We start from the raw sequence: 10,544 nt of genomic DNA, 5'->3' as shown, positions 1-10,544 counted from the left end.
ATGCGGCTGTTCCACGTCCTCTGGGCGGGCCAGGCCGTCTCCCTCATCGGCTCGTCGGTGACCGCGTTCTCCGCCGGCATCTGGGTGTACGACCAGACCGGCTCACCGGCGGCGTTCACGTTCATGGTCCTCGCCGCGACGCTGCCCGGGATCGTGCTGCTGCCGCTCGCCGGCGCCCTCGTCGACCGGTGGGACCGCCGCCGGGCCATGCTGCTCAGCGACGCCGGCACCGCCGCCGTCACGCTCGTCGCCCTGATCCTGGTCAGCACCGGCATGTTCGCGATCTGGATGGTGTACGTCGTCGCGGTCCTGCTGTCGGTGTTCAAGGCGATCCAGTGGCCGGCGTTCTCCGCGCTCGTCGCCGAGATCGTGCCCCGGGAGCACCTGAGCAAGGCCAACGGCCGGGTCGGGCTCGCCGAGGCCGTCGGCGAGGTCCTCGGCGCCGTCATCGCCGGCAGCCTGTACGGCGTGCTCGGGCTGCGCGGCCTGCTGCTGCTCGACGTGCTCACGTTCACGGCCGCGCTCGGCACGATGCTGTGGTCGCTGCGGCGGATGCCGCCCCCGCCGGCCCGGGAGCGCCAGGCGAAGCTCACCGGCGAGCTCAGCGCCGGGTGGCGGTACATCCGGGCCCGCCCGGGCCTGTCCGGCCTGCTGCTGTTCTTCGCGGTGCACAACTTCGGCATGCAGTGGGTGATCGTGCTGGTCCCGCCGCTGGTGCTGAGCCTCGCCGGGGCGGCCGCCTACGGGATCGTCGAGGCCGTCGGCTGGGCCGGGATGGTGCTCGGCGGCGCCGTCATCAGCGTCACCCGCGAGCCACGGCACCGGATCCGGGCCGTGCTCATCGTCGCCACAGTGCAGGCGGTCCTCGTCGTCGCCATGGGCGCCGGGCACGCCGTGTGGACCGCCGCCGCCGGCATGTTCGGCATCCTCGCCGGGTACGCCGTGACGAACGCGGTCACCGCCACCCTGTGGCAGCGCAAGACACCGCATGAGGTGCAGGGCCGGGTCTTCGCCGTCCGGCGGATGATCGCCTGGTCCGCGCAGCCGCTCGCGTACGCGACCGCGGGCCCCCTCGCGCAGTACGCGGCAACGCCGCTGGTCGACGCGGGCGGGCCCCTGCACGGGACGCTCGGGCGCGTCACCGGCGGCGGCACCGCGGGCGGGATCGCGCTCGTCTTCCTCGCCGCCGCCCCGCTGCTGCTGGGCATCGTCGCGTTCACCGCACTGCGCCCGCGGGTGCGGCTCCTCGAACGGGAGCTGCCCGACGCCCCCGCGCCGTCGCCATCGCCATCGCCGTCGCCATCGCCATCGCCGTCGCAGTCGCCATCGCCTTCGCCTTCGCCTTCGCCTTCGCCGGAGCCTTCGCCCGAGCCGCAGCCGGCGGCGGCGTGACCGGCGGCGACCCCGAGACCGGGGAAACCCCCAGACTTCGTCTGAGTGCGGCGCCGACCCGCGACGCCTGCCGCAGGATGGCAGCACGCGCTGAGGAGGCCGTCATGCACTCGACCGGACCCACCCGCGATCCGGCGCCGCACGCGGTGGTGTTCGGTGCGACCGGGTTCGTCGGGCGCAACGCGAGCGCGACGCTGCTGGACGCCGGCTGGCGGGTCACCGCCGCCGTCCGCGACCCCGGGACCGCCGGCGAACAGCTCCGACCCGGCTGCCGGCCCCTGCCCCTGGACCCGGTCCGCGACCGCCCCGAGGACCTCGCCGCCGCGCTGCGGGCGGCCGCGCCGGACCTCGTCGTCAACGCCGCCGGCGCGCTGTGGGGCGCCGACGGCCGCGACGAGCGCCGGCTCCACGACGGCAACGTGCTGCTGGTCGAGCGTCTCGTCGGCGCCCTCGCCGGACGGACGGGCGTCCGGCTGGTGCACATCGGGTCCGCGTACGAGTACGGCGACCAGCCGGCCGGCACGCCGCTCACCGAGGACCTCGCCGAGCGCCCCGTCAGCCGGTACGCGCAGACCAAGCTGGCGGGGACCCGTACCGTGGCAGCCGCCGCCGACGCGGGACGCCTCGACGCGGTCGTCCTGCGCATCTCCACCGCCATCGGCCCGTGGGCCCCCACGGACAGCCTGCTCGGCGGGATCGCGCGCCGGCTCGCCGCCGACCCCTCGGATGTCGTGCTGCCGCCGCTGGCTGGGCACCGCGACTTCGTCGACGTCCGCGACGTCGGCGACGCCGTCCTGTGCGCCGCCACGGCCAGCCGGGTGCCGTCCGTCGTCAACGTCGGCGGCGGGCGGCTGACCGCCGTCACCGACCTCGTGGACCTGCTGCTGCGGTGCGCCGGGGGCACCGCCCGGGCCGCAGGTCCGGCCGCGCCGGGCGAACGCCGGGACGCGGGCATCACCGCACAGCCGCTCGACCTCCGCACCGCCCGGCGCGCCCTGTGCTGGGAGCCGACCCGGCCGCTCGCTGACGCCGTCGCCGCACTGTGGCTGCAGGCGCGGGCGCACGCGACCGCCTTCCATTGAAGCTCTGCACCGAACGGAGATCCCACGCATGGCTGACGAGGTCAAGCAGCTCATCCTGGAGCAGACCCGCAAGCTCCACCGCGACCGGGCGGCGGCCGATCAGGGCTTCGTGCCGGGCGTCACCCACATCATGCCGTCCGGCGCGGTCCTCGACGAGGACGACCGGGCCGCGCTGGTCGAGCAGGCGCTGGAGATGCGCATCGCCTCCGGCGCGACCGCGCTGCGCTTCGAGCGGCTCTTCGCCCGCACGATCGGCGTGCGCAAGGCGCACCTGACGAACTCCGGCTCCTCGGCCAACCTCCTCGCCGTCGCGTCGCTGGCCGCACCGGAGCTCGGCGACCGGCGACTGCGGCCCGGCGACGAGGTCATCACCGTCGCGGCCAGCTTCCCGACGACCGTGAACCCGCTGCTGCAGCACGGTCTCGTCCCCGTCTTCGTCGACGTCGACCTCGGCACCTACAACACCACCGTCGAGCGGGTCGAGGCGGCGCTGAGCCCGAAGACCCGCATGGTGATGATGGCGCACACGATGGGCAACCCGTTCCCCGTCGCGGAGATCCGGCAGCTGTGCAAGGACCGGGGCCTGTTCCTCGTCGAGGACAACTGCGACGCGGTCCTGTCCACCTACCAGGGGCAGACCACCGGCACGTTCGGCGACTACTCGACGGTCAGCTTCTACCCCGCGCACCACCTGACGATGGGCGAGGGCGGCTGCATCCTGACCGACAGCCTGGAGCTGGCGCGGATCACCGAGTCGATGCGCGACTGGGGCCGGGACTGCTGGTGCGAGCCGGGGCAGGACAACAAGTGCCTCAAGCGGTTCGACTACCAGATGGGTGACCTGCCGTACGGCTACGACCACAAGTACATCTTCTCCCACGTCGGCTACAACCTGAAGGCCACCGACATCCAGGCCGCGCTGGGCCTGACCCAGCTCACCAAGCTCGAGGACTTCGTGGCCGCCCGCCGGCGCAACTGGCAGCGGCTGCGCGACGGCCTCGACGGCACGCCGGGCCTGCTGCTGCCGGAGGCGACGCCGGGCAGCGACCCGAGCTGGTTCGGGTTCGTCATCACCCTCACCGCCGACGCGGGCTTCGAGCGGCGGGCGCTGGTGGACTTCCTGCAGTCGCGCAACATCGGCACCCGGCTGCTGTTCGCCGGCAACCTGGCCCGGCAGCCCGCATACCGCGACGAGCCCTACCGCGTCAGCGGCACCCTGGAGAACAGCGACGTCATCACCGAGCGCACCTTCTGGATCGGCGTCTTCCCGGGCGTCACCGCCGAGATGATCGACTACATGGTCGCCTCGATCCGCGAGTTCGCCGAGCGCCGCCACTGACAGGCTTTAACCGCTTGCGCGGTGGCCGGTCCCCGGGATACCACCGTCGCCGTGGACACGACGTGGGAGACGCGACTGGGCTGGACCGCCGGCCTGGTCGCCGACGACCCCGTCGTCCGCACCCGGGCGCGCCGCCGGCTCGTGGCCATGCGGCGGCTCATGCACACCGCGCTGCGGCGGTACAACGAGGTGTGGAGCCGGCAGGACGACCCCGAGCGGCAGTCCCGCTGGGAGCACTACCGGCTGCGGCAGAGCTTCTCCTTCCCCGAGGGCCTGGGCCTGAAGGAGCCGCTCGGCACGTGGCCGGGTCTGCCCTACCTGATCCGGTACCTGGAGTGGGAGGTCCGCTACCCCGACGAGTGGTTCGCGACCGCGAAGAACTGGACGGCCAAGGAGGTGCTGCTGCGCCACCTCACGCGCGAGTTCGCGGACCTGCCGGTGGCGGCCAAGCGCCATCTCGTCGAGCTGATCGTGCTGGTGATCCGCCGCGACTACCACGTCGAGGACGTCAGCTGGGCGCGGCTGGCCAGGGCCGTGGACCTGCCGGACTTCCGGCAGCGGCTCGCCGGCGTCGACGACGGCTCCTCGTCGATCCCGGCGAAGCGGGCCCGGTTCCTGCTCTGGCTGCTCGACCACCCCGAGGCGCCGCAGCTGCGGCGCACCCACTGGCACCACGGCCGCTATCCCCAGCCGCGCAGGCACAGACGGCGCTAGTGCGGTGTCCACGAAACGTTGACCGGACTTTCTGTCGTACCCCTGTGCTTGAGTGTTCGCATGCCTCGCCGTCGTGATCCTGCTGCTGCTCGGGTGGTGCGTCGCGCACCTGCCGGGTCGGGTTGCGGACCACCCGTGGTCAGCGGGAGCGGTGTGGGCCGAGGTCACCGCCGAAGTCCCCGTCACCGTGCACCCGGCAGGCGACGGTCCGGACCCGGCCCGGGTCGCCGGCGTCGACCTCGGCGTCATCCCTCCTACGCCGTCGGCGGGCCCGACGGGCACGGGCTACTGGTGTCCGGGCGAGCAGTCCGCGCCGAACACCGCATGCACCTCACCGACACAGAACGCCGCCGCCGCGCGACCGCCGCCCAGGCGCCGAACCCGGGCAGCGTGGATCGCGACGGTGGCGCAAGACCCGCCGCCGGGCCCGCCTCGTCGAGGGCCGGCATCACCGTCCACCTCGTCGACGAACGGGGTACCTCCTAAACCTGCCCCACCTGCCGCAGCAAGGTCACCAAACCGGCCGGGCGGACCATGCCCTGCCGGCACTGCAACCTGTTCGCGGCCGCCACCATCACCACCCACCCCCTGGACACACCGGGACTGCCGTGGGCGACGGCACCAGCACCCCGACAGCAGCGGTGCCGCCGCAGGTGCTCACGCACCGTCGAGCAGGACGACACCTCCCCGGTGCCGGACTGTCCCGGCGTGACCCCGCCAACCCCCACCACACTGTCACGCCGCCACACCCGGCGACGCGACGGTGAACACGATGGGAGGGGCGACAGGGCCCGTTGGCCGACTGAGGCCCGCCCCACCAGCACGGTGGGGCGTCGCTCGACGCGGCAACGCGGCGAGGAACCACAACACCACCTACCCCGGTGAACGTAGTGGTCACCGCGCTAGCCGGCGGCCAGCTTCTCCAGGCGGGGCAGCAGTTCGACGGGGGTCGGGCGGTTGACGGCTGACCGGCGCAGGGCGGCCGCGGCCCGGTGGTGGCGCTCGTCGTCCAGCAGCGCGGCCACGGCGGCGCGGATCGTCGCCACTGTGGCGGTGTGGCCCGGCAGGTGCAGGCCGGCGCCGGAGGCGGCGATCCGGGTGGCGAGGCAGGCCTGTTCGCTGGCGAACGTGATGGCCAGCTGCGGGGTGCCGCTCACCATCGCGGTCATGGCGCTGCCGGCCCCGCCGTGGTGGACGACCGCGTCGCAGTCGGGCAGCAGCGCGTACAGGGGGCACCGCTCCAGCAGGCGTACGCCCGGCGGGACGGGGCCGAGCGCCTCGGCGTCCTCCCTGGTGGCTGTCAGCACCGTTTCCACGCCCAGGGTGCTCAGCGCCTCGACGATCGCCGGCAGTGCGTACGAGCGCGGGCCTGTCATCGTGCTCAGCGCCGTGGACCAGGTGACGCACACGCGCTTGCGTGAACCGCGCGGCAGCCGGAGCGGTGGGACGCCGGGGCCGTTGTAGGGCACGAACCGCACCGGGAGCCGCTCGCCGCCGACCGGTGGGGCCACCTCGTCGGGGCACGGGTCGAGCACGTGGCGGATCAGGTCGGGGCCGAACGGGTCGAAGCCGTGGCGGGCGAACGAGTCGCCGAGGTCGTCGGGCAGGATGCGGACCGGCGGCGCCTCGTGCGTGCCGACCGGGCCCCAGAGGGCGAGGATCGCCGGTACACCGGCCGCCAACGCCGCGAGAAGGCCCTCGGTGCTGACCGGGTCGTGGACGACGAGGTCCGGGCGCCACTCGCGGGCGAACGCGACGGCGGCGTCGTGGCCGGCCGCGGACGCCTCGGCGAACCGGGCGCCGTCGGTGCGCGCGTAGGCCTCCGCGTCGAAACCGTCCAGTGTGGACATCTGCGCGCCGGTGACCGGGTGCAGGGGCGTCCACGGGTACGGCCACTGACCGGCGAGCGCCTCCCGCACGTAGGACAGTCGATTGTGGACGGCGACCTCCATCCCGCCCAGCAGCGGCACCGGCGGCAGCCCGGCCCCGGCCACCGCCGCGGTCTGCGACGGCGCGCATAGCACCCGCAGCTCGTGCCCGGCGGCCTGCAACGCCCAGCCGAGGGGCACCATCGACGAGTAGTGCGTGGGCCACGACGACACGGAGAACAGCACGCGCATCCGCCCAGGATGCCGCAGGGTCTGGTCACGGGCCGGACACGACGCAAGAACCCGGGAAACCCCCAGACTTCGGGTGGATCGAGGGACCTGGGCCTGGCCGGTGCTGGATAGTGACCGTCGTCCGCGGGTGCCTTCCCAACGCTCGAACGGCAGGAGTCGCGATGCCTGAACCGACCGGCACGCTCACGTACCCCGGCGGGATCGCACCGGCCGGGTGGCGCCGACCCGTGCGGCCGCGCGTCGGGCACATCGAGTTCCTCAACTGCGTGCCGCTGTTCTGGGGGCTCGCCCGCACCGGCAGCTTGCTCGACCTCGACCTGTGCCGGGACAGCCCGGACGGGCTCAGCGACGCGCTCACCGCCGGCACGCTCGACATCGGGCCGATCAGCCTGATGGAGTTTCTGAAGCATGCCGGGGACCTGGTCGCGCTGCCCGACATCGCGGTGGGCAGCGACGGGCCGGTCATGTCGTGCCTCATCGTGAGCAGGGTGCCGCTCGACCAGCTCGACGGCGCGCCGGTGGCGCTCGGCTCGACCAGCCGCACGTCGGTCCGGCTGGCCGCGCTGCTGCTCAGCGACCTCGTCGGGGTGCGGCCGCGGTACTTCACGGCCCCGCCGGACCTGGACGTCATGCTCCGCGACGCGCCGGCGGCGGTGGTCATCGGCGACGTCGCGCTGCGGGCCGCGCTCGCCGACGCGCAGCGGCTCAACCTGCACGTCTACGACCTCGGCGAGATGTGGCGGGAGTGGACCGGCCTGCCGTTCGTCTTCGCGGTGTTCGCCGCCCGCCGCGACTTCGTGGCCCGCGAACCCGAGACCGTCCAGCGGGTGCACCGGGCGTTCCTGGCGTCGCGGGACCTGTCGCTGCTCGAGGTCGACGCCGTGTGCGAGCAGGCGGCCCGCTGGGAGCCGTTCGACGCGGCGGTCCTTCGCCGCTACTACATGACGGCGCTCGACTTCAGCCTCGGCGCGCGGCAGCTGGCCGGGATCGCCGAGTTCGCCCGCCGGGTCGGCGGGCCGGACGCCGGCTTCCCGCCGGACGTCGAGGTGCGCCTGCTGTCAACGCCGTGACCCACTTCATGAAAGGCTCTGCCATGCTCCGATCTGCCAGCGCGGTGCTCGACCGAGCCGCCGCGGGCGAACGCATCACCCCCGAGGAGGCGCTGGAGCTGTACCGCTCGGCGCCGCTGCACGCCCTCGGCGCCGCGGCCGACACGGTGCGCCGCCGCCGGTACGCCGGTGTCGAGCACATCGCCACGTACATCATCGAACGCAACATCAACTACACCAACGTCTGCGTGACGGCGTGCAAGTTCTGCGCCTTCTACGCCCCGCCGAAGAGCGACAAGACGTGGGAGCGCGACCTCACCGACATCCTGCGCCGCTGCGCGGAGACCGTCGAGCTCGGCGGGACCCAGATCATGTTCCAGGGCGGGCACCACCCGGAGTACGGCGTCGAGTACTACGAGGGCATGTTCAAGGCCATCAAGGACGCCTACCCGTCGCTGGTCATCCACTCCCTCGGCGCGTCCGAGGTGCAGCACATGGCGAAGGTGTCCGGGGTCAGCCCGGAGGAGGCGATCCTGCGGATCAAGGCCGCCGGCCTCGACTCGTTCGCCGGTGCGGGCGCGGAGCTGCTGCCGGCCCGGGCCCGCACGGCGATCGCCCCGCTGAAGGAGAGCGGCGAGCGCTGGCTGGAGATCATGGAGATCGCGCACGGTCTCGGCGTCGAGTCGACCTGCACGATGCTCATGGGCACCGGCGAGACCAACGCGGAGCGCATCGAGCACCTGCGGATGGTCCGCGACGTGCAGGACCGCACCGGCGGGTTCCGGGCGTTCATCCCCTACACGTACCAGCCGGAGAACAACAAGCTGCAGGGCCAGACGCAGGCGACCTCCCTGGAGTACCTGCGGATGATCGCCATCGCCCGGCTGTTCTTCGACAACGTCGCGCACATCCAGGGCTCGTGGCTGACCACCGGCAAGGAGATCGGCCAGCTGTCGCTGCACTACGGCGCCGACGACCTCGGCTCAGTGATGCTGGAGGAGAACGTGGTCTCCTCGGCGGGCGCGAAGCACCGCTCCAACCTGCTGGAGATGATCCACCTGATCCGCGCGTCTGGCCGTGTCCCCGCCCAGCGCAGCACCACGTACGAGCACCTGCGGGTGCTGGAGGACCCGGCCGACGACCCGGTCGACGACCGCGTGGTCTCGCACCTGTCCTCGACCGCGGTCGACGGTGGCGGCATCGGCGCGATCGCGCCCCAGCGGCTGTTGAAGGTGACACCGGTCGGATGAGCCGCTCGGGTGGCTGTCGCGGCGCCGGCAACCCGCCGGCGCCGACCCGGTCGGGAGGGTGACATGCAGATCATCGGCAACGGCTTCCTGGCCAAGAACCTCACCGCGGCGTTCGGCGACCGGTTCCCGGACGTGACGGCGCTCGCGGTGGGCGTGTCGAGCACGTCCGTCACCGACCCGGCCGAGTTCGACCGGGAGGCCGAGGCGCTCTACGCCGCCGTGCGCAGGTGCGCCGCGCACGACCGGACCCTGCTGTACTTCTCGACCGCGTCGTTCGCCATGTACGGCCACACCACCGCCCCGGCGACCGAGGACGGCCCGCTCTTCCCGCCGTCGGTGTACGGCCGGCACAAGCTCGCCCTGGAGGCCTGCGTCCGGGCCTCCGGCGTGCGCCACGTCGTGCTGCGGCTCAGCCACGTGGTCGGCCCGCACCAGCGCCCGCACCAGCTCCTGCCGGCCATCGTGCGCCAGGTCGCCAGCGGCACCGTCACCGTGTACCGCGGCGCCCACCGCGACCTGCTCGACGCCCGCGACCTGATGCACGCCATCGACGGCCTGCTGACCGCCGACGCGGGCGACGTGGTCGTCAACGTCGCCTCCGGCCGTCCCCTCCCGGTCGAGGACATCGTCGACGGCGTCTCCCAGCGCCTCGGCGTCTCCCCCGACCGGGTGTACTCGACGGGTCCGTTCTCCCGCACCGAGGTGTCCCTGGACCGGCTCCGCGCCTTCGTGCCCTCGTTCGGCACGGCCGGCCCCGGCTACCTCGACATGCTGCTGGACCGCTACCTGGACCGCACGGTGCCCGCCCCGACGCGCTGAACCCCGAGTCCGCGGGCCGGCCCCAGGGAAGGGGTGCCGGCCCGCACCCTGTCGCATTCATGCAGGCCGGCCGGAGAGCATGCGGCAGCTGACGGCCAGGACCCAGAGCGGGAATGCCAGCTCTGACCAGGGCACTCGGGTGACGACGACGAGCAGGATCGCGCCGGTGAGGTGGCCCAGCCCCACCAGCCAGCGCGGGAACAGGTGCAGGCGGTGCCCGATCGTGGTCGTCGCGAAGGTGAAGACGGCAGCCATGCGCATGCAGTAGCTCGACAGCAGCGTGTACGTGAGGTGGTGGCTGTAGCGCCACAGCTCGGGTGGCGGTCCGCCTGGCGACGCGTCAGCGACTGAGCGCATGCTGTCGGCGGCCGTGGCCAGCGCGAACAGCATCGCGACGAACAGCAGCCCGCCGCCGAGGAACACGGTGGCGAAGAACTTGTCCTCCCGCCCGCCGATGAAGGCCCGCAGCGCACCCATGAACCACAGGAAGGAGATGCCGGCGAACGGCAGCAGCGCCAGCGCCACCCGCAGGACGGTGCGGCCGGACGTGCTCGTGTGCCACTGGTCCGCGGTGGGCGGCAGCTCCGGGAACACGATGCGGATGCCGACGATCACGGCGGCGCACAGCACGGCGAAGACGATGCCCGCGACCCCCGCCGCCCGGGGCGACCGGGGCGGCTGGTCGGACTGCCCCGTCCCCGCTGGCACAGCCACCAGGCCAGTGTGGCGGGTGATCAGCGTCCGTCCCTCGCCGATTTCGGGTGATGCGCCCTCGTCGC

9 protein-coding genes are annotated in these 10,544 nt (G+C 73.2%); 7 read left to right on the top strand and 2 right to left on the bottom strand.

Going from position 1 to position 10,544, the window contains the following annotated elements; genetic code table 11:
- The 4 genes from AB0I21_RS27960 to AB0I21_RS27945 all read left to right on the top strand — a co-directional run bounded on the left by AB0I21_RS27960 (position 1) and on the right by AB0I21_RS27945 (position 4,527).
- Positions 1–1,392 carry an MFS transporter gene (locus AB0I21_RS27960; RefSeq protein WP_360565516.1) on the top strand — a complete coding sequence of 464 codons (1,392 nt, stop codon included), beginning with the start codon at positions 1–3 and terminating at the stop codon, positions 1,390–1,392.
- A 104-nt stretch (positions 1,393–1,496) separates the two neighbouring features.
- Positions 1,497–2,474 (top strand): NAD(P)-dependent oxidoreductase, encoded by a 978-nt coding sequence (locus tag AB0I21_RS27955; RefSeq protein ID WP_360565514.1) that lies wholly within the window; start codon positions 1,497–1,499, stop codon positions 2,472–2,474.
- Between the two features lie 28 nt (positions 2,475–2,502).
- Positions 2,503–3,813 carry a lipopolysaccharide biosynthesis protein RfbH gene (gene rfbH, locus AB0I21_RS27950; RefSeq protein WP_360565513.1) on the top strand — a complete coding sequence of 437 codons (1,311 nt, stop codon included), beginning with the start codon at positions 2,503–2,505 and terminating at the stop codon, positions 3,811–3,813.
- Positions 3,814–3,864: 51 nt separating this feature from the next.
- Positions 3,865–4,527 (top strand): hypothetical protein, encoded by a 663-nt coding sequence (locus AB0I21_RS27945; RefSeq protein ID WP_360565511.1) that lies wholly within the window; start codon positions 3,865–3,867, stop codon positions 4,525–4,527.
- Positions 4,528–5,429: 902 nt separating this feature from the next.
- Here the strand turns inward: AB0I21_RS27945 and AB0I21_RS27940 are convergent.
- Positions 5,430–6,647: a nucleotide disphospho-sugar-binding domain-containing protein gene (locus tag AB0I21_RS27940; protein ID WP_360565510.1), complete on the bottom strand. Its 1,218-nt coding sequence runs from the start codon at positions 6,645–6,647 to the stop codon at positions 5,430–5,432.
- Between the two features lie 161 nt (positions 6,648–6,808).
- Between AB0I21_RS27940 and AB0I21_RS27935 the strand changes: the two genes are divergently transcribed.
- The 3 genes from AB0I21_RS27935 (at position 6,809) to AB0I21_RS27925 (ending at position 9,765) form a co-directional block, all read left to right on the top strand.
- Positions 6,809–7,717, top strand: a complete 909-nt coding sequence (locus tag AB0I21_RS27935; protein WP_360565508.1) for a menaquinone biosynthesis protein — start codon at positions 6,809–6,811, stop codon at positions 7,715–7,717.
- Between the two features lie 23 nt (positions 7,718–7,740).
- Positions 7,741–8,946 (top strand): cyclic dehypoxanthinyl futalosine synthase, encoded by a 1,206-nt coding sequence (gene mqnC / locus AB0I21_RS27930; protein WP_354903561.1) that lies wholly within the window; start codon positions 7,741–7,743, stop codon positions 8,944–8,946.
- 63 nt (positions 8,947–9,009) lie between these two features.
- Positions 9,010–9,765, top strand: coding sequence for an NAD-dependent epimerase/dehydratase family protein (locus AB0I21_RS27925; protein ID WP_360565506.1), 756 nt, complete (start codon positions 9,010–9,012; stop codon positions 9,763–9,765).
- Between the two features lie 57 nt (positions 9,766–9,822).
- On the opposite strand, the gene AB0I21_RS27920 is transcribed toward AB0I21_RS27925, so the two are convergent.
- A complete protein-coding gene (locus AB0I21_RS27920; RefSeq protein ID WP_360565504.1) occupies positions 9,823–10,479 on the bottom strand; it encodes a hypothetical protein in 657 nt (218 codons plus the stop codon).
- Between the last annotated feature and the right edge of the window lie 65 nt (positions 10,480–10,544).

Origin of the sequence: Dactylosporangium sp. NPDC050588 (assembly GCF_040654975.1) — a bacterium.
In the GTDB taxonomy this organism is placed as follows: Bacteria; Actinomycetota; Actinomycetes; order Mycobacteriales; family Micromonosporaceae; genus Dactylosporangium; species Dactylosporangium maewongense.
The sequence above is the reverse complement of the archived record's forward strand: the minus strand, read 5'-3'. Positions and strand labels throughout refer to the sequence as shown.

Coding starts and splice junctions, on each gene's coding strand:
- AB0I21_RS27960 (WP_360565516.1), top strand. CDS start 1: ATGCGGCTGTTCCACGTCCTCTGGGCGGGCCAGGCCGTCTCCCTCATC.
- AB0I21_RS27955 (WP_360565514.1), top strand. CDS start 1,497: ATGCACTCGACCGGACCCACCCGCGATCCGGCGCCGCACGCGGTGGTG.
- rfbH (WP_360565513.1), top strand. CDS start 2,503: ATGGCTGACGAGGTCAAGCAGCTCATCCTGGAGCAGACCCGCAAGCTC.
- AB0I21_RS27940 (WP_360565510.1), bottom strand. CDS start 6,647: ATGCGCGTGCTGTTCTCCGTGTCGTCGTGGCCCACGCACTACTCGTCG.
- AB0I21_RS27935 (WP_360565508.1), top strand. CDS start 6,809: ATGCCTGAACCGACCGGCACGCTCACGTACCCCGGCGGGATCGCACCG.
- mqnC (WP_354903561.1), top strand. CDS start 7,741: ATGCTCCGATCTGCCAGCGCGGTGCTCGACCGAGCCGCCGCGGGCGAA.
- AB0I21_RS27925 (WP_360565506.1), top strand. CDS start 9,010: ATGCAGATCATCGGCAACGGCTTCCTGGCCAAGAACCTCACCGCGGCG.